Source organism: Streptomyces sp. NPDC091287, from assembly GCF_044768525.1.
Lineage (GTDB): Bacteria > Actinomycetota > Actinomycetes > Streptomycetales > Streptomycetaceae > Streptomyces.
Genome location: NZ_JBIVUV010000010.1, coordinates 23,589 through 46,709, shown reverse-complemented (window position 1 = coordinate 46,709; position 23,121 = coordinate 23,589). Strand labels below are relative to the sequence as shown.

The 23,121-nt window shown below is 68.7% G+C and carries 30 protein-coding genes and 1 pseudogene; 13 read left to right on the top strand and 18 right to left on the bottom strand.

The window, feature by feature from the left end; all coding sequences use genetic code 11:
- Nucleotides 1–92: 92 nt before the first annotated feature.
- From ACIQRW_RS18475 to ACIQRW_RS18460, 4 genes are all read right to left on the bottom strand, one after another.
- On the bottom strand, nt 93–527 hold the full coding sequence (locus ACIQRW_RS18475; RefSeq protein WP_003969280.1) for a Fur family transcriptional regulator: 435 nt from the start codon (nt 525–527) through the stop codon (nt 93–95).
- 104 nt (nt 528–631) lie between these two features.
- On the bottom strand, nt 632–1,531 hold the full coding sequence (locus ACIQRW_RS18470; RefSeq protein WP_403761204.1) for a metal ABC transporter permease: 900 nt from the start codon (nt 1,529–1,531) through the stop codon (nt 632–634).
- Entirely contained in the window at nt 1,531–2,358 is an 828-nt protein-coding gene (locus tag ACIQRW_RS18465; protein WP_403761694.1) for a metal ABC transporter ATP-binding protein, read from the bottom strand. Before ACIQRW_RS18465 ends, ACIQRW_RS18470 begins: the two co-directional genes overlap by 1 nt.
- A gap of 47 nt (nt 2,359–2,405) precedes the next feature.
- A complete protein-coding gene (locus tag ACIQRW_RS18460) occupies nt 2,406–3,434 on the bottom strand; it encodes a metal ABC transporter substrate-binding protein (RefSeq protein ID WP_403761201.1) in 1,029 nt (342 codons plus the stop codon).
- 188 nt (nt 3,435–3,622) lie between these two features.
- Between ACIQRW_RS18460 and ACIQRW_RS18455 the strand changes: the two genes are divergently transcribed.
- The 3 genes from ACIQRW_RS18455 (at nt 3,623) to ACIQRW_RS18445 (ending at nt 5,744) form a co-directional block, all read left to right on the top strand.
- Nucleotides 3,623–5,005, top strand: a complete 1,383-nt coding sequence (locus tag ACIQRW_RS18455; RefSeq protein WP_364872944.1) for a glycine--tRNA ligase — start codon at nt 3,623–3,625, stop codon at nt 5,003–5,005.
- A gap of 91 nt (nt 5,006–5,096) precedes the next feature.
- Nucleotides 5,097–5,300, top strand: a complete 204-nt coding sequence (locus ACIQRW_RS18450) for a hypothetical protein (protein ID WP_403761198.1) — start codon at nt 5,097–5,099, stop codon at nt 5,298–5,300.
- Nucleotides 5,301–5,522: 222 nt separating this feature from the next.
- The gene (locus tag ACIQRW_RS18445; RefSeq protein ID WP_012381026.1) at nt 5,523–5,744 is read left to right on the top strand and encodes a DUF6243 family protein; all 222 of its coding nucleotides are present in this window, start codon (nt 5,523–5,525) and stop codon (nt 5,742–5,744) included.
- 108 nt (nt 5,745–5,852) lie between these two features.
- On the opposite strand, the gene ACIQRW_RS18440 is transcribed toward ACIQRW_RS18445, so the two are convergent.
- The 4 genes from ACIQRW_RS18440 to ACIQRW_RS18425 are packed head-to-tail and all read right to left on the bottom strand — an operon-like array spanning nt 5,853 to nt 7,341.
- Nucleotides 5,853–6,224 (bottom strand): hypothetical protein, encoded by a 372-nt coding sequence (locus tag ACIQRW_RS18440; RefSeq protein WP_403761195.1) that lies wholly within the window; start codon nt 6,222–6,224, stop codon nt 5,853–5,855.
- A gap of 9 nt (nt 6,225–6,233) precedes the next feature.
- Nucleotides 6,234–6,632, bottom strand: coding sequence for a hypothetical protein (locus tag ACIQRW_RS18435; RefSeq protein ID WP_403761192.1), 399 nt, complete (start codon nt 6,630–6,632; stop codon nt 6,234–6,236).
- Nucleotides 6,633–6,661: 29 nt separating this feature from the next.
- The gene (locus tag ACIQRW_RS18430; protein WP_403761189.1) at nt 6,662–7,042 is read right to left on the bottom strand and encodes a hypothetical protein; all 381 of its coding nucleotides are present in this window, start codon (nt 7,040–7,042) and stop codon (nt 6,662–6,664) included.
- A 38-nt stretch (nt 7,043–7,080) separates the two neighbouring features.
- A complete protein-coding gene (locus ACIQRW_RS18425) occupies nt 7,081–7,341 on the bottom strand; it encodes a hypothetical protein (protein WP_403761186.1) in 261 nt (86 codons plus the stop codon).
- 93 nt (nt 7,342–7,434) lie between these two features.
- Here ACIQRW_RS18425 and ACIQRW_RS18420 point away from each other — a divergent pair, with 93 nt between their 5' ends.
- Together ACIQRW_RS18420 and ACIQRW_RS18415 are read left to right on the top strand one after the other, a co-directional pair.
- Nucleotides 7,435–8,274: a Scr1 family TA system antitoxin-like transcriptional regulator gene (locus tag ACIQRW_RS18420; RefSeq protein WP_403761691.1), complete on the top strand. Its 840-nt coding sequence runs from the start codon at nt 7,435–7,437 to the stop codon at nt 8,272–8,274.
- Entirely contained in the window at nt 8,271–8,480 is a 210-nt protein-coding gene (locus ACIQRW_RS18415; RefSeq protein WP_403761183.1) for a DUF397 domain-containing protein, read from the top strand. Before ACIQRW_RS18420 ends, ACIQRW_RS18415 begins: the two co-directional genes overlap by 4 nt.
- 65 nt (nt 8,481–8,545) lie before the next feature.
- Here the strand turns inward: ACIQRW_RS18415 and ACIQRW_RS18410 are convergent.
- The 5 genes and pseudogenes from ACIQRW_RS18410 to tgmA form a co-directional block, all read right to left on the bottom strand.
- A pseudogene (locus tag ACIQRW_RS18410) lies at nt 8,546–9,337 on the bottom strand (methyltransferase); the annotation flags it as partial.
- Between the two features lie 70 nt (nt 9,338–9,407).
- The gene (gene ltrA, locus ACIQRW_RS18405; RefSeq protein ID WP_403761180.1) at nt 9,408–11,234 is read right to left on the bottom strand and encodes a group II intron reverse transcriptase/maturase; all 1,827 of its coding nucleotides are present in this window, start codon (nt 11,232–11,234) and stop codon (nt 9,408–9,410) included.
- Nucleotides 11,235–11,832: 598 nt separating this feature from the next.
- Nucleotides 11,833–12,243, bottom strand: coding sequence for a hypothetical protein (locus ACIQRW_RS18400; RefSeq protein ID WP_403761177.1), 411 nt, complete (start codon nt 12,241–12,243; stop codon nt 11,833–11,835).
- Nucleotides 12,240–13,199: an ATP-grasp ribosomal peptide maturase gene (gene tgmB, locus ACIQRW_RS18395; protein ID WP_403761173.1), complete on the bottom strand. Its 960-nt coding sequence runs from the start codon at nt 13,197–13,199 to the stop codon at nt 12,240–12,242. Before tgmB ends, ACIQRW_RS18400 begins: the two co-directional genes overlap by 4 nt.
- A 3-nt stretch (nt 13,200–13,202) precedes the next feature.
- Entirely contained in the window at nt 13,203–13,457 is a 255-nt protein-coding gene (gene tgmA / locus ACIQRW_RS18390; protein ID WP_403761170.1) for a putative ATP-grasp-modified RiPP, read from the bottom strand.
- 115 nt (nt 13,458–13,572) lie between these two features.
- Here tgmA and ACIQRW_RS18385 point away from each other — a divergent pair, with 115 nt between their 5' ends.
- A complete protein-coding gene (locus tag ACIQRW_RS18385) occupies nt 13,573–14,676 on the top strand; it encodes an XRE family transcriptional regulator (protein WP_403761168.1) in 1,104 nt (367 codons plus the stop codon).
- A 20-nt stretch (nt 14,677–14,696) separates the two neighbouring features.
- A complete protein-coding gene (locus ACIQRW_RS18380; RefSeq protein ID WP_361322219.1) occupies nt 14,697–15,278 on the top strand; it encodes an HD domain-containing protein in 582 nt (193 codons plus the stop codon).
- Nucleotides 15,279–15,421: 143 nt separating this feature from the next.
- On the opposite strand, the gene ACIQRW_RS18375 is transcribed toward ACIQRW_RS18380, so the two are convergent.
- Complete coding sequence (locus tag ACIQRW_RS18375; protein ID WP_403761164.1) at nt 15,422–16,288, bottom strand: sigma-70 family RNA polymerase sigma factor; 867 nt, start codon at nt 16,286–16,288, stop codon at nt 15,422–15,424.
- Nucleotides 16,289–16,420: 132 nt separating this feature from the next.
- Between ACIQRW_RS18375 and ACIQRW_RS18370 the strand changes: the two genes are divergently transcribed.
- The 3 genes from ACIQRW_RS18370 to ACIQRW_RS18360 all read left to right on the top strand — a co-directional run bounded on the left by ACIQRW_RS18370 (nt 16,421) and on the right by ACIQRW_RS18360 (nt 17,591).
- A complete protein-coding gene (locus ACIQRW_RS18370) occupies nt 16,421–16,777 on the top strand; it encodes a DoxX family protein (protein ID WP_403761161.1) in 357 nt (118 codons plus the stop codon).
- A 144-nt stretch (nt 16,778–16,921) separates the two neighbouring features.
- Nucleotides 16,922–17,185, top strand: coding sequence for a hypothetical protein (locus ACIQRW_RS18365; RefSeq protein WP_403761158.1), 264 nt, complete (start codon nt 16,922–16,924; stop codon nt 17,183–17,185).
- Nucleotides 17,186–17,330: 145 nt separating this feature from the next.
- Nucleotides 17,331–17,591 carry a hypothetical protein gene (locus tag ACIQRW_RS18360; protein WP_403761155.1) on the top strand — a complete coding sequence of 87 codons (261 nt, stop codon included), beginning with the start codon at nt 17,331–17,333 and terminating at the stop codon, nt 17,589–17,591.
- 159 nt (nt 17,592–17,750) lie between these two features.
- On the opposite strand, the gene ACIQRW_RS18355 is transcribed toward ACIQRW_RS18360, so the two are convergent.
- Together ACIQRW_RS18355 and ACIQRW_RS18350 are read right to left on the bottom strand one after the other, a co-directional pair.
- A complete protein-coding gene (locus ACIQRW_RS18355; RefSeq protein WP_403761152.1) occupies nt 17,751–18,638 on the bottom strand; it encodes a S1 family peptidase in 888 nt (295 codons plus the stop codon).
- A 77-nt stretch (nt 18,639–18,715) separates the two neighbouring features.
- Nucleotides 18,716–19,471, bottom strand: coding sequence for an alpha/beta hydrolase (locus tag ACIQRW_RS18350; protein WP_403761149.1), 756 nt, complete (start codon nt 19,469–19,471; stop codon nt 18,716–18,718).
- A 342-nt stretch (nt 19,472–19,813) separates the two neighbouring features.
- On the opposite strand from ACIQRW_RS18350, the gene ACIQRW_RS18345 reads away from it, so the two are divergent.
- Nucleotides 19,814–20,257, top strand: coding sequence for a nuclear transport factor 2 family protein (locus tag ACIQRW_RS18345; protein ID WP_403761146.1), 444 nt, complete (start codon nt 19,814–19,816; stop codon nt 20,255–20,257).
- 199 nt (nt 20,258–20,456) lie between these two features.
- Nucleotides 20,457–21,110, top strand: a complete 654-nt coding sequence (locus ACIQRW_RS18340; protein ID WP_403761143.1) for an HAD family hydrolase — start codon at nt 20,457–20,459, stop codon at nt 21,108–21,110.
- Here ACIQRW_RS18340 and ACIQRW_RS18335 read toward each other — a convergent pair.
- Entirely contained in the window at nt 21,104–21,343 is a 240-nt protein-coding gene (locus ACIQRW_RS18335; RefSeq protein ID WP_403761140.1) for a cupin domain-containing protein, read from the bottom strand. The genes ACIQRW_RS18340 and ACIQRW_RS18335 overlap by 7 nt on opposite strands.
- Before the next feature lie 231 nt (nt 21,344–21,574).
- Here ACIQRW_RS18335 and ACIQRW_RS18330 point away from each other — a divergent pair, with 231 nt between their 5' ends.
- On the top strand, nt 21,575–22,543 hold the full coding sequence (locus ACIQRW_RS18330; RefSeq protein ID WP_403761137.1) for a glutaminase: 969 nt from the start codon (nt 21,575–21,577) through the stop codon (nt 22,541–22,543).
- Between the two features lie 13 nt (nt 22,544–22,556).
- Here ACIQRW_RS18330 and ACIQRW_RS18325 read toward each other — a convergent pair whose 3' ends face one another.
- Nucleotides 22,557–23,075, bottom strand: coding sequence for a pyridoxamine 5'-phosphate oxidase family protein (locus tag ACIQRW_RS18325; RefSeq protein ID WP_403761134.1), 519 nt, complete (start codon nt 23,073–23,075; stop codon nt 22,557–22,559).
- Between the last annotated feature and the right edge of the window lie 46 nt (nt 23,076–23,121).

Genomic DNA, 23,121 nt, shown 5'->3' with positions numbered 1-23,121 from the left:
GACCTGAAAGCGACGCGGAAAGTGACGTGAAAGAGGCGGGCCCGGGACGTTGGACACGTCCCGGGCCCGCCTCTTCCCGTTCGTTTCGCTCGTTACGCCTTGCTCGCGGCGCACTCCGCGCACGTGCCGAACACCTCGACGGTGTGCGCGACGTTCACATAGCCGTGCTGGGCGGCGATCATCTCGGCCCACTGCTCGACGGCCGGGCCCTCGACCTCCACCGCCTTGCCGCAGAGCCGGCAGACCAGGTGGTGGTGATGGTCACCCGTCGAGCACCGCCGGTAGACGGACTCGCCCTCGGCGGTGCGCAGGACGTCGACCTCACCCGCGTCGGCGAGGGACTGCAAGGTCCGGTAGACCGTCGTCAGGCCCACGGAGTCGCCGCGGTGCTTGAGGACGTCGTGCAGCTCCTGGGCGCTGCGGAACTCGTCGACCTCGTCGAGCGCCGCCGCCACCGCCGCCCGCTGCCGGGTGGACCGGCCGCGTACCGGCGCTGCGTTCGTGCCACTGATCGGCGCCGTGGCCACAGCTGCCTCCTCGTGTCGCCCGTACATGTGTCGGGCCATTGTGCCAGCCCGGCCGGGCGCCGCCGGCGAACACGTACGGTGCGACTCGGTCACACGCACCGCTGTCACACCCGTACGTCGTCCCTGTCCCGGCGGGCCCCCGGTACCTCAAGGGTGCACTCGGCTCCCTTCGCCTCGCTCGCCCGTGCCCGGCGTCTCGCGAGCGGAGCGGCGAGCGCGGTCAGCGCCACGAACACCGCGATGGCCAGCAGCACGATCGTCGCGCCGGGCGGAACGTCCTGGTAGTACGAGGTCACGGTGCCGGTGAGGGTCACGGCCGTGCCGATCACCACGGCCAGCACGAACGTGACCTTGAAGGACTTGGTGATCTGCTGCGCCGCCGCCACGGGCACCACCATCAGCGCGCTGACCAGCAGCAGGCCGACGACCCGCATCGCGACGGTCACGGTCACGGCGGCGGTCACCGCGATCAGCAGGTTCAGCACCCGCACCGGAAGGCCGGACACCCGGGCGAACTCCTCGTCCTGGCTGACCGCGAACAACTGTCGCCGCAGCCCCACCGTGACCAGCACCACGAAGGCGGCCAGCACGCAGATCGCGATGACGTCCGACTCGGAGACGGTGGCCAGCGAGCCGAAGAGGTACGAGGTCAGATTGGCGTTGGAGCCCGTGTCGGACAGGTTGATCAGCATGACGCCGCCCGCCATGCCGCCGTAGAACAGCATCGCCAGGGCGAGGTCGCCGCGCGTGTGTCCGTACCAGCGGATCAGCTCCATCACGACGGCGCCGGCCACGGCGACGGCGGTGGCCATCCAGACGGGGCTGGTGGAGAGCAGGAAGCCGAGGCCGACGCCGGTCATCGCGATGTGCCCGATGCCGTCGCCCATCAGGGCCTGCCGCCGCTGCACCAGGTAGATGCCGATGGCGGGCGCGGTGATGCCGACCAGGACGGCCGCGATGAGCGCCCGCTGCATGAAGGGAGGGTTCAGGAATTCCAGCATCATCAGGTCAGCAGTCCCGTCCGTACGGGCTCGGCGGCCGCGTGGGGGTGTACGTGGTCGTGGCCGGGCAGGGCGTGCTGGCCGAGCGCCTCGGGCGGCGGCCCGTCGTGCGTCACGCAGCCGTCGCGCAGGACGACGGCCCGGTCGATCAGGGGCTCCAGCGGGCCCAGCTCGTGCAGCACGAGCAGCACGGAGGTGCCCAGCGTCACCTGCTCGCGCAGGGTCGAGGCGAGAATCTCCTGGCTGGCCAGGTCGACCCCGGCCATCGGCTCGTCCATGATCAGCAGCTCCGGCTCGGCGGCCAGGGCGCGGGCGATCAGGACCCGCTGGTGCTGGCCCCCGGACAGCGCGCTCACGGAGTCCTTGGCGCGGTCGGCGAGGCCCACCAGCGCGATGGCCCGGTCCACGGCCGCCCGGTCCGCCTTCCCGGGCCACCGCAGCCCCGTACGGGACAGCCGGCCGGAGGCGACGACCTCGCGGATCGTGGCGGGCACACCGCCCGCCGCCGTGGTGCGCTGCGGGACGTAGCCGATCCGGCCCCACCGGCGGAAGCGGCGCAGCTCGGTGCCGAACAGCTCGACGGTGCCGCCGGTCAGCGGGACCTGCCCGATGACGGACCGTACGGCGGTGGACTTGCCGGAACCGTTGGCGCCCAGCAGCGCGACGACCTCGCCGCGGTGCACGGTCAGGTCCACCCCGCGCAGCACGGGGCGTGCGCCGAGGGTGGCCGTGGCACCGCGCAGGGCGATGACGGGCTGCTCGTGGTCGGTGGCCACGGGCTCGCGGGTGATGGCCACGGGCTTGTGGGTGGTGCTCTCACGCTCCGGCATGAGCGCCTCCGATCCAGGGGTGATGCGGGTCCACGGGGTCGTACGGGTCACTTCGCGCCGAGTGCCTTCCGCAGCGCGGCGAGGTTGGACTCCATGACCTCGATGTAGTCAGCGCCCTGGGACTTGTCCGTGATTCCCTCCAGCGGGTCCAGGACGCCGGTCTTGAGGCCGGTGTCCTTCGCGAGGGTCTTGGCGGTCCTGTCGCTGGCGAGCGTCTCGAAGAAGACCGTGGTGGCCTTCTCCTTCTCCGCGATGGTGTGGATCTCCTGGATCCGGGCGGGGCTCGGCTCGGCCTCGGGGTCGATGCCCGCGATGCCCTGCTGGGTGAGCCCGTAGCGCTCGGCGAGGTAGCCGAAGGCGGAGTGGGTGGTGATGAACGTCTTGGTGGAGGTGTTCTTCAGCCCGGTCTCGTACGCCGTGTTCAGCTCGCCCAGCTCGGCGACGAGGGCGTCGGTGTTCTTCTTGTAGTCGGCGGCGTGGTCGGGGTCGGCCTTCTCCAGCGACTTGCCGACGCCCTTGGCGACCTCGGCGTACTTCACCGGGTCCACCCAGATGTGCGGGTCGGCGCCGCCCTCCTCGCCGTGGTTGTGGCCGTCGCCCTCGGAGTGCTCCTCGGGGGCCTCTTCCTCGTGGCCGTGCTCTTCTTCGCCCTCGTGTCCGCCTTCGTGCCCGTGGTCGTGGCCGCTGACCTCGGAGCCGTGGTTCTCCAGCGTGGTGAGGGTCGCGGCGTCGACGGTGTTCTTCACACCGGACTGCTTGATCGCGTCGTCCACGGCGGGCTGGATGCCCTTGAGGTACAGCACGTAGTCGGACTCGCTGATGGAGCCGATCTGGCGGGGGGTGAGCTCCAGGTCGTGCGGCTCGACGCCCGGCTTGGTGAGGCTGGTGACCGCGACGTGCTCGCCGCCGATCCTCTCGGTGAGGAACTGCATCGGGTAGAACGACGCCGTCACCTTCAGCTTGTCGCCGTTGCCCCCGTCCGCTGCGTCGGAGGTGGAGCAGGCCGAGAGAGCGGTCAGGCCGAGGACGACTGCTCCGGCGACGGCGGTGGTGGGTATGAGGCGGCGTACGTTCATGACAGTCATTTTCAACTAAAGTGGAAACGATTGTCAACAAGGCAGATGAGATGCCCGGAAGGTCACATAGGGACGCCGAGAAGATCAGCAAGAAGATTCTTCACGTCCCACCGATTTGATCCCAGGGGTGCGCCCGCCGGTAATCTGAAGCATTCGCCGTTCGTCACCGTCGTAATGAAGAGAGCACCGTGGCCGCCGACAAGATCGACACCATCGTCAGCCTGAGCAAGCGCCGTGGCTTCGTCTACCCCTGCAGTGAGATCTACGGTGGCCAGCGAGCCGCCTGGGACTACGGGCCGCTGGGCGTCGAGATGAAGGAGAACCTGAAGCGTCAGTGGTGGCGCTACATGGTCACCGGGCGTGAGGACGTGGTCGGTCTCGACTCGTCGGTCATCCTGGCCCCGGACGTCTGGGTCGCCTCCGGCCACGTCGCGACCTTCTCGGACCCGCTCACCGAGTGCACCTCCTGCCACAAGCGCTACCGCGCGGACCACCTGGAGGAGGCGTACGAGGAGAAGCACGGCAAGCCGCCGGTCAACGGCCTCGCCGACCTCAACTGCCCCAACTGCGGCAACAAGGGCACCTTCACCGAGCCCAAGCAGTTCTCGGGTCTGCTCTCCACCCACCTCGGCCCGACCCAGGACTCCGGCTCGGTCGCCTACCTGCGCCCCGAGACCGCGCAGGGCATCTTCACCAACTTCGGTCAGGTCCAGCAGACTTCGCGCAAGAAGCCGCCGTTCGGCATCGCGCAGATGGGCAAGTCCTTCCGGAACGAGATCACTCCGGGCAACTTCATCTTCCGGACCCGCGAGTTCGAGCAGATGGAGATGGAGTTCTTCGTCAAGCCGGGCGAGGACGAGGAGTGGCAGCAGTACTGGATGGACCAGCGCTGGAACTGGTACACGGACCTCGGCATGCGCGAGGAGAACATGCGCTGGTTCGAGCACCCGAAGGAGAAGCTCTCCCACTACTCCAAGCGCACCGCCGACATCGAGTACCGCTTCCGCTTCGGCGGCAGCGAGTGGGGCGAGCTGGAGGGCGTGGCCAACCGCACCGACTACGACCTCAAGGCGCACTCCGAGGCGTCGGGCACCGACCTCCAGTTCTACGACCAGGAGGCCAACGAGCGCTGGACGCCGTACGTCATCGAGCCCGCGGCCGGTGTCGGCCGCGCGATGCTGGCGTTCCTCCTGGACGCCTACGTCGAGGACGAGGCGCCCAACGCCAAGGGCGTCATGGAGAAGCGCACCGTGATGCGTCTCGACCACCGCCTGGCTCCGGTCAAGGCCGCGGTCCTGCCGCTGTCCCGCAACGCGCAGCTCTCGCCGAAGGCCAAGGGCCTGGCGGCCGACCTGCGGAAGAACTGGAACATCGAGTTCGACGACGCCGGCGCCATCGGCCGCCGCTACCGCCGTCAGGACGAGATCGGCACCCCGTTCTGCGTCACCGTCGACTTCGACACCCTCGACGACAACGCGGTGACCGTGCGCGAGCGCGACACCATGAAGCAGGAGCGCGTCTCCCTGGACCAGATCCAGGCGTACCTCGGCTCGCGTCTGCTCGGCTGCTGACACCCGCACGCGTGCGTGAGGCCCCCGGTTCCGGGTACGGAACCGGGGGCTTCGACGTCCACCGGAGCCCCGCCGATCCGGGAGGTACGCGATGCCGTCCAGCACCGCCAGCAAGGTCAGCAGATGGGACCAGCACGGCCGTGAACACGTCGTGCGGGTAAGGAAGTCGGGCATGACGCGCCAGCTGACGTGCTCCACCTGCGCATGGCGCCGCTCGGCGCAGTTCCTGCCCTGGCTGAAGGCCGAGGAGCACCTCGCCGAGGCCCATCAGGCGACGGTCGACCCGACGGCCTGAGACCCCGCGTGCTTGGCGGCCCCGACGGCCCTCGACGGCCCTCGACGGCCCGAAAACCTGGTGCGGGGCGCTTCGGGGGCGGGGTACGGTTCCCGCATGTCTTCGTTCTTCCAGATCTACGAGTGAGAGCGCGGCGGGTTGCGATCACCCGCCGCCCACCGGATCGATCTCGATCACCCGATCACTTCCTTCCTCACTTCTCACCACGAATGGGAGAACGCCGTGGCCAAGAGCCGCAACAACCTCCTCGGCGTCGGCGGACAGCGCAAGAAGCTGTCCCGCGCCGAACAGCAGGGCGCGGGTTCCGCGCGAGGCGCCGACCGCAAGGCCGCCGAGGACAAGAAGCAGGAGCTGGTGCGCAAGATGCGCGAGCGCGCCGAGGCCCAGGCGGCCACCACCGCCGCCGAGCCGGGCGAGCAGGACGCGTCGCCCGCGCAGAGCTGACGCCTGAGTATCACGCCGTAATAGGGCCGTGGGCCCGGATCATCCGTGATCCGGGCCCACGGTCGTGATCCGGACCGATCGCCCGCCGTACACCGGTACGCCCGCCCGTCACCGGCGGAACAGATGCGGGTGGCGCCGCGCCAGCTCCCGCGTGATCGCCTCGTCGGTGGGGTCGGTGACCTCCCAGTCGTGCCCCGACGGGTGCCCGGCGAACAGGCCGCAGGCCGCGTCCGCGTTCCCGGGGTCGCGGGCCGCGCACCAGGGGAGCGGCAGCAGCCGTACCTGACCCGCGCGCCACCGCGCCCAGACGGAGCTTCCCGGCCGCCCGCCCTCGTCCCACAGCATCGTCGCGTGCGCCCCGTCGTGGCCCTCCCCGAGTTCGCAGAGCAGGTGTCCGGCCTCCGGGCGGCGATCCGGGACCGACAGGGCGAGTACGTGCTCCGGGGGCGGCAGTAACGCGACGGCGGTGCACTGGTTCATGGGTACGGGTCACCCTTCGGGGGAGTCGCCTGGTACGAGCCGCTCCGCGATGAGGTCGCCGAGCGGATCGTCCACGTCCCAGGAGTGGGGCGCGGGGTGGTGGTCGAAGAAGGAGCACTGCCGCACGACGTCGGTGTCGAGTCGGCGGAGGAGCGCGGGGCACCAGGGCGCGCGGTCGGTCCGGTGGACGCGCTCGGGCCCGCCGCCGGTCCAGAAGAACCACTGGGCCCCCGAGTCGGGCGTCCTGCCCGGCCGGAGGAAGGCGGCGTGTTCGGTGCCCGGGCCGTCGTGTTCGCCGAGCTCGCACAGGACGTACGGCTCCGGATCGCCGGGGTCGTCCACCCCGGGGGCGAGGAGCCGCAGAAGGGCGTCGGGAGGGAGAAGCGTGACGGCGGTGCACTGGAGCACGGCTTTCAACTCCGGTTCGTGTGGCGGGATTACCGGTCGGCCGGATGGCCACGCCACCCGGCGAGCGTCAGGCTCAGCCCGACGGCGGGATCGAGCACGGTGAACAGCGCGGGGAACCCGGCCTCCAGGGCCCGTATCGCGTGGTCCTGGTGCGCGCCGCCGGTGGCCCAGCGACGCAACTCCTCGGGCGCGTCCGAGCCGTGGAAGCGGACCGGGCGCACGTCGCCGGTCGGCAGCCGTACGGGCTCGGGCGCGAGGGCCAGCCCATGGCCGTTGGCCAGGCGGAGGGCCTGCCGCCGAAGCCAGAGGAGGACGAGCCGCCGGTTCCGCACGACGACCCCACCGAGCGAGGCGGACCGCTGCCCGTCGGAGAGGGTGACCTCGGCCGCGTAAACCGCTGAGCGCGTCATGCGGGCCGACCGGGTGGGCCGAGCGGGGTGCGCGACGTTCACAGGACCTCGCCCCGGCTACGGGCGTTGAGGCGCGCGGTACGGGCGCGGAGCTGCTCTATCAGGACTGCGGGTCGCACATGACGGGGCTCGACCTCCCACTCCGCGCCGCCCCCTGCCGGCCGCAGCGACCAGTAGGGGCCGGCGACCCCTCGGAACTCGCCAACGCGGTCGGCGCGGCTGGTGTCTACCAGGAGGGTTCCGAGGGCGGGGAGGTCGGGGGGTTCCTGGCTATTCGCGCGTAAGTTCTCGCCGTACATCGATCGCTCCTCTCTGTAGCCGATTGGTTACCGGGGCGATTCAGCGTGGCCTAGGGTCGGGACGTCTTCAACGTGGGTATCTGGGAGGGCACGTTGGTAAACATCAAGGAACTGAACCCCGAAGCGAGTCTGCAAGCGGCCTTCGGTGCTCGTCTGCGCAGGATGCGCGAGGAGCGTGGCTGGATTCAGGACCAGGTAGCTGACATGGTCGGCTGCTCGGGCAGGCACATCTCGGCGATCGAAACTGGCCGCAAACCGGCGACTCTGCCGTTCGCGAGGAAAACGGACCGGTTATTTGATCTCATCGGTTCGCCTGAATCGTTCGAGCGCCAGTGGCAGGAGATGAAGCACGGGAACTTGCTGGAGGGCTTCCCGGAGTACGTGGGGTACGAGGGCCGGGCGGTGGAGATCAGGCTGTTTCAGGTCGGCCTCGTCCCTGGACTGTTGCAGACGCCGGAGTACGCCCAGGCAGTGGCCTACGGCGACGTACAGCGTGGATCTATCACCTCTGCACAAGCCAACGAGCGGGTCTCGTTTCTGGCGGAGCGGCAGGCGGCCTTGGTGCGGTCTCGGCCGCCCATGGGTTTCGTCGTCATGGACGAGAGCTGCCTGCACCAGCAGGTTGGCGGCCCGGAGATCATGGACGCTCAGCTCCAGCGGCTTGAGGAAATGTCGGCGCTACCCAACTGGATCATTCAGGTCGCACCGTTCAGCCTGGGGGCACGCAGGGCGTTCAATCTGCCGGTCAACTTGCTTACTCTTGCGGACCGGTCCATCGTCGCGTATGCCGAATCACAGGCGCAGGGGCACGTCGAGCGCGAAGCGTCGTCCGTGTTGCCCATGCTCACGTCCTACCATCAACTTCAGGGCGAGGCGCTGTCGAAGGTGGCGTCTGTGGCCAAGATCAGCCAGTTGCGAAAGGGCACCCTGTGACGACCGAATCCCCCCGATGGTTCAAGTCCTCGTACAGCTCGAACGGCGGCGACTGCATCGAGGTCGCCGCCAACCTCGCCGCCTCGCGTGGCATTGTCCCGCTCCGTGACTCCAAGGTCGTGGACGGCCCCGTGGTCGCCGTCCCCGTCACCGCCTTCGCGGCGTTCGTCGCGGGCGTGCAGGGCGGGACGTTCGACGCCGTCTGAGGAACCGAGCAACCGGATGCCCCACCGCGCGCGGCACGGTGGGGCATCCTGACAGCGCGCCCCGATCAGACGAGGTCGTGCTGCCAGCGGAGCGCGGGGTGGCCGTCGATCCAGTAGACGTGGGCCTTCTTCGTGACGCGGAGCCGTACCTCGGTGATGTCCGGGCGGTCCGCAGCCTGCCAGGCGGTGAGGGCCTGCTCGATCGTGTCCCACAGGGCCATCGGGCCGCCCTGGCGGACCGTCCAGGTGCCGGCGTTCTCAGTGAACGAGGCGAAGGACTCGCGCTCCGGATCGAAGAGGTACAGCAGTCGGTCGCCCTCCAGAGAGGTGGCGCGGGTGAAGCGTGCCCCCGGAGTCGCGAGTTGAGCGAGGAACGCGGGCATCCAGTCCTCCAGCAGGAGCGGGGACACCCTGGTCTCGCGTTGACTGTCGGCGTAAGCCGTGCGGGCTGACAGGTCACCATCGATGGGTGCCTCCGCCTGGGACCGGGCCTGCATGAACGAGCTACGGCCGATGATCGCGCCCTCGGCGGTGCCGTCCGCCGCGACGGTGACCTTCGCCAGGCCGGTGCCGTAGTGCCAGGAGCCGCCGACCGTGGTGAGGACGATGCCGCCCGGCTTGGTCTGCCTGATCCAGGCGTAGGGGATGCGGCGCACCGCGCAGGTGGCGATGACGCGGTCGTACGGGGCGCGGCGAGGGTGGCCGAGGAGCCCGTCACCCGTGACGGTCCAGGTCGAGTATCCGGCCTTCTCCAGGGCGTCGTCCGCCCGGGCCGAGACGCCGGGGTCCACTTCGACCGTGGTGACGGCGTCCTCCCCGAGGCGGAAGCACATGAGGGCGGAGGAGTAGCCGGTGCCGGGTAGGACCGCCGCATTGCTGCGGCGGTCCCCCCTCAGAACCGTGCGTGCCGCTTCCACGGCACACGGCTCAAGCGAGTCCTACTGGCTTGAGGAAAGGCGATGCACGCAGGTGTGATTGAGGCTTCTGCTCCAGCCTTTTACCACAGTGTGCATGGATGAATTGTTCACGCGGAACCTTCCGATCGCTTGCTCCGTTGGTCTCCGAAAGCAAGGTGACCGCCTGGAGGCGGATCGCTTTACGGATTCCTGTGAGCCACTTCGCCCAGTCGTCCGGGTGCTGTGGCTCAGTGTCGGCATAGAGCAGGTATTCGCCGCAGAGCGGGCACTTTCCGTGCTGGCGTCGCATCATCCGGACGCGCGCATCACTGAGCGGCGGCTTGTACTTCTTCCGTCGCTGTGCCCAGTATTCGGCGAGTTCTGGGTCATCTGGGGAGGCACTCCCACTGACCATTACATGCCGGACGATCGGTGTCCAGGCAAGTTTGGTGAGATATTGGCCCGTGGCTCGGTCACCAAAGATCCACCTTGCTTGATTGGCGGAGTTGAACGCACCGAAGTAGCGGTCGCTGACCCACCTCTTCGACTTGTTCGGATGTCTGCGAGTCGCCCAGCGAAATACGGCCCACCATAGGTAGTCGTCGATATCGCTGAACACCCGCTTCGAGACTCCGTTCCGGTAGTAGGCGGCCCACCCTCTCAGGATCGGGTTCAACTTACTGATCACTTCGAGTGAATTGGTCCCGCGCAGCATACGCAGTTCCGTGCGTAGTCTGTTTCGGAACCGGGCCACCGCCGCAGGGCTTGGCTTGATCAGCAGTTTGCTTCCCTTGTACAGACGGACGTTGTATCCGAGGAAGTCGAAGCCTTCTTCGAGGTGGACGATACGCGTCTTTTCCTCGTTGAAGGCCAGCCCTCTCGGCGTCAGCCAGTCAGCAAGCTGCACCTTGACCCTTTGCGCCTGATCATAGGAATGACACAGGGCAACAAAGTCGTCGGCGTATCTGATCAATACCGGGCTGTCAGGGGCCGTCTTTCCGGTGTGAACACCATCGGTGCGGTACCTGACTCCTGCGGCTTCTTCCATTCCGTGAAGAGCAATGTTCAACAGTAACGGGCTGATGACTCCCCCTTGCGGGGTTCCTTCTTCCGTGGGGGCGAATCTACCGTTCTCGATCACTCCGGACTTGAGCCATGCTTGCACCAATGCCCTGGCTGGGAAGGTTCCAAGCGAGGCGACAAGGCGCTGGTGATCGATGCGGTCGAACGCTGCCGCCAGGTCTGCGTCGAGTACCCATCTGCGCTTTGAGAGACGACCTCTCGTCACGCAGAAGATAGCTTCGATCGCGTCATGACAGCCACGGCCGGGGCGAAAGCCGTACGACCTCGGCTCGAACCGCGCCTCCCATTCGGGTTCCAATGCGTTGAGGACAAGAGCCTGCATGGCTCGGTCCCGGACGACTGGAATACCCAAAGGGCGCTGTTTCCCGTTGCTCTTGGGGATGTACACGCGCTTTACCGCCATAGGTTTCCAGGTCCTCAAGCGGGATTGCGTCCATTCGGCCAGCATGACCTTGGAGCTCTCCCGCATTGCGGTGTACCCGTCCACCCCAGGGGTTTTACGCCCTGCGTTGATCTCCGAAACCCGCCGTACCGCCACTAGTGCGTTGGAGCGCGATCGGAGCATCAGCTTCTGCAAATTGCGGACCTTCTTGAGGTCCCCTTTCCGTGCTGCCGTGAAGATTCGCTGACGTAGACGCCGTACGTCGCCCTCGACCGAGTTCCAGTCGATTGACTGCCAGTCGAAGACTTCGCCCTCTGGTCCGTTCGTCTCGGGAACACCCGAGACGTCTAACTTGCCCATTGGCTCCAGAATCTTCGTCGTCGTCTGCTTCACAGACTCACCAGACCCGCGTGGGCCCCCTTTCGGGTCAGGCATAGCGCCTGTATCCGGCCGGTTATCCGAGCATTCGACGGAGGTATCGATTTGCCTCGCCCGGTTTCCCGTTTCCTTTCGGCCGCCGGCATTCGCTTCTCGGGCCTTCCTACTCCCGCTGGAGGATTGGGCTTCCCTTACGGTCGGCTTACCAGGCGTATGCACGTCTGGACTCCAACGGGGTTTCCACGTTTCGCACATGCAAGATGCGGCCGGTTTGGGTGCCCTCTATACCCCGGAGCAGCGGTGCTCGCCCGACCGGCACCGGATCGCCGGTCGGCACTTGCCGCTTCACAGCAGCCAGCCCTATACGGCCCTTCACGCACTCCACCCACGGGCCTGGTTCGTAACGAGGCATCAATGAGGATTCACTTTCGTTCACCCGCTCGGCCTTCCCCGGCCTGTGGATCCTGGATGGAACAGGACCCCTTGGGCCACATTCCTCGGGCTTCGCACCCCGCGATTACTCACGACGCACGCCGAGGCGGGGACAGGTCTTGAGCACTGACCTGAGACAGCGATATTGGCTAATTCAGAGAGCCAACCCTCCTACTCGTGTCTACTTGCAATGTGCGACCTCGTGTCGCACTCCTGTGCCGATCTCCAGGACCCTATGACCGTCCTCCACCTCCAGCCTCTCCAGCATGTCCACAACGGTGACCGGGGTGGTGGACGAGGAAGTCGGGGAGCCGGTCACAGGGCTGCTGACCTGGTCGGCGGTGAGGTGTCCGTCGAGCTGGGTGGTCAGGGATTCGTCGCGATAGGCGATCCGTACCCACGTGGCCGGGTCGCTCCCGGCAGCGGTCACCGGGTGCCACCGGCCACCCTCTGCGGGCAGGAACACACCGGGGTTCAGGAACAGCTCGCGGGGAACAGCCTCCACCGCCGCCCGCCACGGGGAGCTGATGAGGACGCCCGCCTGCGTCAGGCGTCCGGCGAGGGCACGCCGCTCCTGGGCGGTGTCGGTCATGGGGCGACTCCTTGCGTCAGCAGTTCAGCGAATGCGGCGGACATCGCGAGGCCGGTGGACTCCTCCAGCCACCCCCACTGCCCGTTCGGGTTCAGCTCCAGCCACCAGAGACATCCGGCCTCGTCGACGGCGAAGTCGAAACTTCCCGAGGCCAGCCCGAAGTGGTCCAGGTACGCCAGGAGCGCCTTCTCCACGCGGTCGGGCAGGTCCACCACACGGTAGGACAAGGCCGAGTAGTCCTTGCGCCAGTCCAGCATCCCGGACTCGATCCGTACGGCGAACACCTGGCGGCCGACGACCAGCACGCGAAGATCGGCCGTCTTGTTCACCACGGCCTGGAAGAGGTGCGGCACCACAGCCACGCGCTCGTCGATCTCTGTCGCCACGACCGGGTCGGCCCACCCGGTGAGGGGAATACCGCCTCGCTGGTAGGGCGTCCACCGGAGCGTCTTGAAAATCGCCTGATCGTGGCTTTCGACGAAGGACCGTGCCTCGTCCGGGTCGTTCGTGACCAGTGTCGGCGGCACCGTCAGCCCGAGGCGCTGGGCAACCGCGAGCTGGGCCGGCTTGTAGTCGGCGGCGGCGTTGCGCAGGGGATGGTTGACCCATAGTGGTCCGTCGAGGGCATACAGGGTACCGCCGAGCCCGTAGCGGGTGTGGGCCGCCGCGAACCGTGCGTCGTCCGCACTGAGATGGTCGAAGGCCGGCCACACCGGGCGGCGCCAGTACACCGACCGGACCTCGGCCAGCTCCACGGTCCGTGACGGGGTGCGGAGCTGCCCGGTCGCAGGGACCGAACAGCTCCCGAACCAAGCGGAGACCGTCAGGGCCACCCCGATGTCGGCGGGGTTGAACCTGGTGACCGGCACGTTGCGCCGATTCAGCTCGCTGATCACCATGTCGGCGGTCAGGTCGTCCGCCTCGGTGGCCACCAGCACCGGCCTGTTGTCGGTCATCGGTCAGTCCTGCTCGGAGTCCTGGTCGTGCCCCTGGTCGGGGGCGGAGTCCGAGTTCGTGATCGTGCTTGTCTCGGTGCCCTTGGCGGTGCCGTGCTTGCCCATCTCGACCACCGTGCCGACGCGGTCGGCGAAGATGCCGAGCTGGGTGTCGGGGTCGAGCGCGATGGACGTGTGGGGGCGATGTGTGACGGTCGGGTACGGGGCAAGCCGACCGGCTCCCCAGGGACGCACGCGGTGCTCAATTGCGGTAGCCATTCCGGCCTCCTTGACGGGGGTGGTTGTTGTCGAATCAGAAGCTACGGTCACCGTCGATGGAGTAGGACTGACCGGAGGTACGGGTTTGGGCGACCGAAGACATCGGGGGTGCGGTATGAACGCGAAGGAAGTCGCTCGCGGACGCGCGACCGCGGGCGTGGTCGCCGGGTTCGTACTCCGCGTGGCCCGGGAGAGTACAAGCATCCGCACGCAGGCCGGTATGGCTGACGCGATGGCGGTTGATCTTGCCACCTGGCAGGGCTGGGAGACCGGACGACGACCGCTTGCCCATGTCAAGGCCGGTGTCCTGCTCGACATTCGGCGCCGATTACTTGCGTTGGGCGCCGACCCCGATGTCCTTCACCTTCTCGACCCGGCGATGGATGCAGACCGCGTCATCACGTCCACGATTTATCCAGAGGTCAACTCCCGGCACCCACTCGCGGCCTGGGTGCACACCCGCGACACGGCCCACATGATCGCCTGGGCTCTCAACGGCACCGTTCCGCGCGCTCTGGCCCGTAGAGCGGCTACGAGACGTCGCGGCCCCGTGGCCAAGGCCCCGCTTCTGTCTGCGCCCGACCGAAGCGTGTTCTTCGCGCACCTTCGTGAGGCCGCCGAATCCGCGTTGCGCGCGGGAGAGGACGGGCTGCTGCTCCACCGCCAGTGCCTTTACCTCTGCTCCTACGACCAAGGCTCCGAGGCGACCTCTTGGATGCTGCATGCTCTGCACCACAACCGTGACCTGATCTCCGTCCGAGGCTGGACTCCGCACTGGGCCACCGCGCGATCAACTGCCGCCGCATTGGTGAGGCTTGGCGACCATCGGCCGCTGCTGGACTTCATTGACCGAGGTTTGGCGGGTGACGACTCCGCTGAGATCGCGAACCTCAACTACTGGGCCTACTGGTTCGGTTCGATCCGGGAGGCGCAGCCGGACGACGGCTTTATGCGGCACGTTCCGGCCAACTGGGAGCCCGTACGGCTCCTTCGCGGACTCGCCATCGGCCTTCAGCAGGCTCCGGCGTACATGGACCTCTACATCCACTCGCTCTGGGCCCTGCTGACCGCCAACCGGTGGCTGCCCCTGGCAGACCCGGTTCTTGCGGATGCTCTGGCCGCACAGACCGCCCAGCTCCTTGACCACGGGGGGATCTCTCTGAGGGCGAGGCGGGAACTCAGCGCGGTGCATTACGTTCTACGCGAGAACCGCACATGACATATCGGAGGTCGCATTTCATGGCGGACACGGAGCAGGAGCAGGCAAAGGGCACGACGGGCTTTCTGCTGGAAATGGGGATGCTCAAGCGCGCCAAGCGGTCCGGGTGGTGGATCGCGGGGGTGAAGGACCCCGAGACCATCGCGGAGCACAGCTTCAGAGTCGCGCTGATCGGCTCCGTACTCGCCATGATGGAGGGCGCCGATCCGGCGAAGGCTGCTCTCCTCGGCCTGTGGCACGACACCCAGGAGACCCGCGTCAGCGACATCCCGCACATCGGCCGCCGCTACCTCGAAGCCGCCGGCAACGAGAAGGTCACCGCTGACCAAGTGTCGGCCGCGCATCCGGCGGTCAGGGCTGGTGCCCAGCGGATCGTGGAGGAGTACGAGAACGGCGACTCCCTCGAAGTCGTCTGCGCGCACGACGCCGACAAGCTCGAATGCCTCCTCCAAGCCGTCGAATACCGTGAACAGGGCTGCTCCAATGTCCAGCCCTGGATCGACAGCAGCATCGCCAAGCTCAAGACCTCTTCTGCCCAGGCCCTCGCCGAGGCCGCGCTCACCATGACGTCGATCGAGTGGCAGCAGACGTACCTCCGTTAAGAGCGGTTCCTCGGCCTCGTCCGGGGGCTGAGGCCGAGGCATCGGCGCAGGTTCGCGTTTCCCCTGCCGTACGGTCGCCGCGCTCGGGCACGGTGGCTCCCGTCTGACGAGGGCGGACCGCGACCGATCGGCAGGACACCTGTTCAGAGGGCCGTCAGCGGCTCCGGGGCGTCGAAACGGTCCTCGGTCCGCACCTGGCGCAGCGTGATGCGGGTGACCTGTCCGCCCGCCGTGCTGATCTCGATCGTGGCGAAGGGGCGCCCGCCCGGGGCGATCACGTACATCGACCTGCCGTTGACGCTGAGCGGGCAGGCCGCTCGGATACGGTCGCGGAACCGGGCGGTCTCGGCGGCGATGTCGGAGGCGCCGGTCACCGTCGTGCGGCCGCCGTGCGGCAGGAGTGCAGCCTCGGCGTCACGGACACTGTCGGGCGCGAGTAGCTGGATCATCGCGCGCGTATCCCCGGTCCGGGCCGCCGCCATGAAGGCGTCCACGATCCGCTGATCCGCCCGGCCGCTCTCCTCCGCGCTTTGCCGTGCCGGGGCGAGGCGTCGGCGTGCGCGGCTGGCGTGCTGCTTGGCGCTGGGCACGGTCGCGCCCAGCACCTCCGCGATCCGGTCGAACGGCGTGGAGAACAGGTCGTGCAGGACGTACGCGACCCGTTGGGGCGGGGTCAGCCGGTCGAGCAGGACCATCAGCGCCCGGGAGACGTCCTCGGAACGGAGGACCGCCTCGTCCGCGGCCAGGTCCGCCGCCGGGACGGCGTCCGCGAGCAGCGGACCTTCGTTGCGACGGCGTCGGGCGCGCAGCTCGTCCAGGCAGACCCGTGCGGTGACGGTCGTGAGCCAGGCCGACGGGTTCTCGACCGATGCGGAGGACCGGGCGGTGGCGGCCCGCACCCATGCGGTCTGGACGGCGTCCTGGGCGTCGTGGGCCGAGCCCAGCATGCGGTGGGCGACCGACAGGAGATGCGGTCGTGCGGTCGCGAATTCCTCGGCCGTGATCGGCATGGGTGTCACCTTCCGGGGCGGGCGGACGTCAGGACGGTCGGTTGAACCCTTTTTCGTACGCCTTCCCGCCCGCGCCTGCCCGCGCGGGTCCCGAGGAGATGAGAATGCCATGCGCCGACAGACGGTGACGACATGACCTCCGTACTGTTCATCGCCACTGTGGCCTGTGCCGTCGCGAACGTGTCCGTCGCGATCGCGGACTACACACGGGCGCCCTTCGTGCTGGCCAACTCGGCGGAGGTGGGCGTTCCGCCCTGGGCGGTGCCGTATCTGGCGACGCTCAAACTCGCGGGCGCCGCCGGCCTCCTCATCGGCCTGTTCGGGATCCCCTGGCCGGGGCTGGCCGCAGGAGCCGGTCTGACCGTGTTCTTCGTCGGAGCGGTGCTGGTCCACGTCCGGACGCGCGTCTTCCACAACATCGCCTTCCCCGGGGTCTATCTGCTGCTCGCCGTCGCCAGTACCGGCTTCTTCGCGGGCGGCGGGCGGTGACCGCCGCCCGCGAAGAAGCCGGTACTGGCGACAGCCGGCCTTCGCCGCACCCGGGTGGACGGGACCCGGGGGACGGCTCCCGTGGCTCTGTCACGTTCGGGTGATCACCGCGTGACCTGACGACAGGGTCCGCGTTCATCAGCCATGCGAAAGATCATCACGTGTGGCCTGCTGGCCGCCGCAGCCCTGTCCGCCTCCGCCGCAACGCCCGCCTTCGCCGACAACGACAGCAACTTCGGGAGTGGAGTCAACGCGGCGAACAACTGGAACTTCACGGCCGCGGACGTGTGCGTCCAGGAACTCGCCGTGGTCCCCGCCCTGGCCGACTGGAGCGGCAACCACCAGAACAACTGCAGCAACGGCAATGTCATCGACCACTCCGGTACCGGGGCGCAGCCCGGCCATTGAACCGGCGACAGGGGAACACCAGGTGAGGAGGGGCCCGTGCAAAAGTCGCGCGGGCCCTTCGCCCCGGCGCCCCTGGCCGGGCCCGGACCGCTCCGGCACCGAGGCGTCACGGTTTCGAGCCGCGCCCTGGGGGCAACCGGCCGCCATGGACACCAACGCGCACACCGAAGAAGTGGCCCCGACCCAGGGGGACGAGCACCACGTCCTCCTCAGCGCCGACACCAACGGCGACGGCAAGCCCGATGTATGGATGACGGACACCACCGGCGACGGGAGAGCGGACCTCTACCAGTTCGACACCACCGGCGACGGCGCGATCGACGTGACGGTGGTCGAGGGAGCGGACGAGCCCGGCACGGACCGGCTCGTCATCGAGGGCGACGGCGGCCACCCCCAGCAGGTCTGAAGCCATGACGTCCCATCACGGCGGAGGGGTGGGGAATGACCGCTTCGGCCGGAGAAGCACACGAGCGTACGGGCCGACGCCGCTGCCCGTGTGACGCCGTATCGGTGGCGCGCAGCAGGGCATGGCCGCCGCGGTGGGGTCGACGAGTGGAGTCCTGAATCAGCCGTGGCGGCCTGTCGCCTCACGGATCCAGCCCGTGTAGGCGGGAGCGCTGGTGTAGAGCCCCGGCCCTTCGCTGCAGGGCACGCCCGGGGCGCCGGGGCCGGAGGTGACGCCGATGAGCTCCCAGCGCCCCCTCCGGTCCCGCTGGAGCTGGGGGCCGCCCGAGTCGCCGTTGCACGCCATGGCCTTGGGGGTCCGGCTGATGGTGCACAGGCGGGTGCGGTCCGCGTAGCCCGGTGCGCAGTCCGTCACCGCGCCCCGGCGGGTGTCGAGTTCCTGGAGCCGGTCGGGGAAGACCCACGGGGCGCCGGGTGCGTCGTCGGTCCTGCCGAAGCCGAGGATCCGGGTCGGGGTGCCGGGCCGCCCCGGACGGTCGGCGATGGGGACGGGCTTCTCCGCGACCGGGCGGTCGAGACGGATCAGGGCGATGTCGTTGCGGTTGGGGCCGGTGTTCTCGCCGTTCCGGTAGCCGGGGTGGGAGACCGTCTTCGCGACGGACCGGACCGTGCCCCCGGAGTCCTTCCACTCGCTGCCGATCCGGACGGTGCCGTCCAGGGTGACCAGCCTCGGGTCCACACAGTGGGCAGCCGTGAGCACCCATCGCGAGTCGATCAGCGATCCCCCGCAGACACCCTTGAACGTGGGATCGTCCGCACCCGACACGGGGATCGACACCATGGACGGGTAACGCTGCGTGGAATCCGTACCGTTGACGATCGCTTCAGCGCTGCCTGTCATCGTGGCGGCACATGCTGCCCCGGCCAGGACGACTGCGGCGGCGCGCGCCACCGTACGGCGTGAGGACTTCAAGCGGAACACTGGTTCTCCGATCGGCTGAGCATGTTCGACATGCTCAGCCTCCGCGATCAAGAGAACCTGATCCATCCGGTCAGCGGGCCTGTCCGAGGTCGGGCCAGCGGGCCCGTGCGGGGTGGGGAGACCCCCCGGACGAGGTGGGGAGCCTACGTCCGGTGTGCCGTCCTGTTCAGGTGCCGGGCGAAGAACCGGGCCCCGGTGTCCAGCTCGAACTGCGGGACACCCGTGTGCCCGCCGAGGTTGGCGTGCAGGGTCTTCTCCGTGGAGCCGAAGGCGTCGAAGAGGTCCAGGGCCGCCTGCCGGTCGTTCCCCTCGTCGTCCCACTGGAGCAGGACGTGCAGCGGAATGGTGACCCGGCTGGCCTCCTCGAACATGGCGGCGGGCACGAGACTCCCGGCGAAGAGCCCGGCGGCCACGATGCGCGGCTCCACCCTCGCGAGGCGGACGCCGATGGAGATCACCCCTCCCTCGTACCCGACCGGCCCGCCGATCCCGGGCAGTGCCAGGAGGGCGTCCAGGACGGCCTGCCATTCCGGGACCGCCTTGTCGACCAGCGGCAGGATGAGGGCGTCGACGATCTCGCCGCCGACCGGCTCGCCCGCCTCCATCGCCCGGCGCAGGTCGGCGCGGGCCTGTTCGGCGGCGGCCCAACGGGGTCGTTCGCCGCTCCCGGGAAGCTCGATGGTGGCCGCGGCGAATCCGTACTCCGCCGCGTAGTGACGGGCCCGCCCCGCCAGTCGGGTATACATCCTGCGCAGTCCGAGCGGGGGGTGGCCGATCAGGATCAGCGGCGTCGGCGCGGACGCGGATGCGGGCGTCCACAGGATGCCGGGGATGTCGCCGAAGCTGAATGCGCGTTCGAGGACTCCGCCGTCGAGACGCTGTTCAGAGGTGAAATGCATGGTCGTGCCTTTCGGGAGGCTCATGAACGGCGCTCCCGGACGACCTACCGCCCGACCGTGACCCCGGAGGGGAGCACCCATGTCGATACAGCGTTCACGGGTACCACCTCCTCGTTCTCCAGCACGGCTTCCTGGAACGTAGCAGCGGTCGCGGTGGTCGGCCAAGCGGATTCCTCGCGGGCCGGGATTCCCTCGAAGTCGTCTCCGCCCTCAGTGCGCAAGCAAGTGGAACTGGGTAATCCGCTCACCCTACTTCCGAGGTAATCGCCTTGGTGTGACCGCGCTGGCAGGGTTGGCGATCTCTCCGCGTCGCAGGACGCGGACCGGACGGAGAGGTCGGTCATGTCCACAGCCACGTCTACGAGCACGCGCACGGTGATTGAGGAGTTGCTGCGCAGAATCGGCGAGGGCAACCCCGAGCGCATCGCCGAGATGTATGCCGAGCAGGGTGATTGGAAGCTCTCCTGGCCGGAGGCCGAGCACGGCCGTAGTGCCACACCGTGGATCCGCCACCGGTCCACCCGGGCCGACGCGGCTGCCCACTACCGCGAGCTTGCCGAGTACCACGTGCCGGAGGAGGTGGCGACCGAGGTCGAGCGCATCCTTGTCGACGGAAGCGACGCGGTCGTGTTTGGCGTGATCCGTCAGACCGCCCGGCCCACCGGACACGCCTACCGGGCGCGGTTCGCTCTGCACCTCACCGTCGCGGACGGCCTCGTCACCCGGCACCATGTGTACGAGGACAGCTTGGCCGTCGCCCAGGCATTCGAAGCGGAGCATCGGTGAAGAACCCGGGCCATCGTGAGGATGCCGCCGCTCACACAGACCCGATCGCGTTCTGGCGACCCGACAAGCAGCACGCCTCCTGAAGGGCAACGACGGCGCCCGCCCCGAGCCGGAGTTGCTCTGCGGCTGAGCGCCGGAGCGTGGTGGGGCGGTCTGCTGTGCTGCCGCGTGACGGGGACGGCCCGTCTATCCTGCGGGCATGATCCAACCGATCGAACTCGTCATATTCGACTGCGACGGCGTGCTGGTCGACAGCGAACGCATCGCGGTGCGCGTGGACGCATTCGTCCTGGCCGAGTTGGGATGGGAACTCACCGAAGCCGAGATCATCGACCGGTTCATGGGCCGCTCCAGCCAGTCGATGACGCGGCAGATGGAGGAGCACCTCGGGCGCAGCCTGCCGGCCGACTGGGAGGAAGAGTTCAAGCCCCTCTACCACGATGCGCTCGCCGCTGAACTCACCCCCGTCGAGGGCATCGTCGACGCCCTCGATGCGCTCGCGCACCTCCCCACCTGCGTGGCATCCAGCGGGAGCCACGACAAGATGCGCTTCACCCTGGGGATCACCGGCCTCTACCCGCGCTTCGAAGGACGCATCTTCAGCGCCACCGAGATCGAGCACGGCAAACCGGCTCCGGATCTGTTCCTCCACGCCGCGCGACAGATGGGGGTCGCGCCCGAGGCATGCGCCGTGGTCGAGGACAGCCAGTACGGTCTCCAGGCTGCCAGAGCCGCAGGCATGCGCGCATTCGCCTACGACGGGGGAATGACTCCCGTGGACCGACTCGAAGGACCCGGCACCGTCGTCTTCGACGACATGCGCAGACTGCCCGGCCTCCTCGCGGATCAGTGACCACCACCTGATCGCTCAAAGCCATCATTCACAGGGACTGACCATTCCACGATCACCAACGTGCCCCGGCTCCTGGGGCGGACCGTGTGTGCGGCCCCCGCCGGCACCATGAACAGCTCGCCCGCCCCCACCGACACCGGCATGCCGTCCACCTCCAGCTCCAGCCGGCCGTCGAGGACGAGCAGAGCCTCGGCGTCCCCATGGCTCTCTTCCGCGACAGGCAGCCCGTCCATGCGCAGCCCGCCTGCCCTGAGAGGAGGGTGTGGGCGCGGGAGTCGCCGCGGGGTGGAACGCTTCCGCGCGGCGCAGAGGGGGCGGGAGGAGAGCCGGACCGGGCAGTCGTCCCGGGGCCCCACGGTGCGGGGCGATTCCTGGACGCCCGGGTGGGCGGGCCAGACTAAGGGCTGTCCCGCTTAGGCTCCGCCCGCCAGGCCCTCTCGCTCCTCTCTCCGTCAGGAATCGCCGTGTCCCACCCCTCCGCCGCCCCCCGGGCGAGCAGTGCAGCTCCACGCGCCGAAGCGCACCGCTTCAGCGACGTCATCAGCCGTATCGCCGAGGAGATGGGCGCGCTCGCTGACCACGGCACCCCCGCCGACTACATCCCGATGCTCGCCGGCGCCGACCCCCGGCGCTTCGGCATGGCCGTCGCGGAGCCGGACGGAACCGTCTACGGCGTCGGCGACTGGCAGCAGCCGTTCTCGACCCAGTCCATATCCAAGGTGTTCGCCCTGGCCCTGGCGCTCTCCCTGGACGGCGAGCAGATATGGCGGGGAGTCGGCCGGGAGCCCTCGGGCAACCCGTTCAACTCCCTGGTGCAACTGGAGTACGAGAACGGCATCCCCCGCAACCCGTTCATCAACGCCGGAGCCCTCGTGGTGACCGACCGGCTCCAGGCGCTGACCGGGGACGCCGCCGGCCAGGTGAGGGAGCTGCTGCGCTCGGAGAGCGGCAATGCCGCCATCGACTTCGTACCGGAGGTCGCCGCCTCCGAAGCGGCCTTCGGCGACCGCAACGCCGCGCTGGCCCACTTCATGGCCTCCTACGGCAACATCACGCTCCCGGTCCCCGAACTGCTCGCCGCCTACTTCCGCCAGTGCTCGATCGAGGCGTCCTGCGCGGACCTGGCCCTCTCCGCGGGGTTCCTGGCCCGGCGCGGGATCCGGGCGGACGGGTCCACGCTGCTGACCCGCAGCCAGGCCAAGCAGGTCAACGCGGTCATGCTCACCTGCGGGACGTACGACGCGGCCGGAGAGTTCGCCTACCGGGTGGGGCTGCCGGGCAAGAGCGGCGTCGGCGGGGGCATCATCGCCATCGTGCCCGGTGAGTGCACTCTGTGCGTATGGAGCCCGGGGCTCGACCGGCGCGGCAACTCGGTGGCGGGCGTGTCGGCCCTCGCCCGCTTCACCACGCTGACCGGGCTGTCCGTCTTCTGACGCAAGCGCCGGGCTACCGGACCGTCTTGGACCAGAACTGGCGCGGTGCGAAGCCCTCGCGCCGCAGCCAGTGCTCCGTATAGACGATCCGCTCCGCGTCGATCACGACGAGAGGGCCCGACGGGGGTTCGTCGAGAGAACGTGACCGCTCGACATGGTCGGACTGCCAGCGGAAGGCCGGCCAGTAGTGCGCGAAGTCGGGGTCGTCCTCGGACAGGACGCGAGCCCGCCCGAAGAGCTGGGCCCCCCGGCTGCTGGCCTGTCCGGCCAGCGGGGCGAAGATTCCCACCGACACCCGGGGGTCGGCGGCGAGGTTCCTCATCTTCGGGGAACCGGGCGCCGTGCTGAACATCACCGCGAAGTCGAGGGGGAAGTACCGCACCGGCGTCGCCAGGGGCCCTGCCGGGCCCGCGGTCGCGAGCACGCACATGTTCTGCGTCGACAGCAGGTTGAGGATGCGTTCTTCCAGCCGATCGCGATCGAGCCGCTTCTCGGGTGAGGGGCCGGCCAGCCACGGGTTGGTCACAGGCATGGTCGAGTTTCCCACGCCCCGTCACCCGGCGGTGCGGGGGCATCGG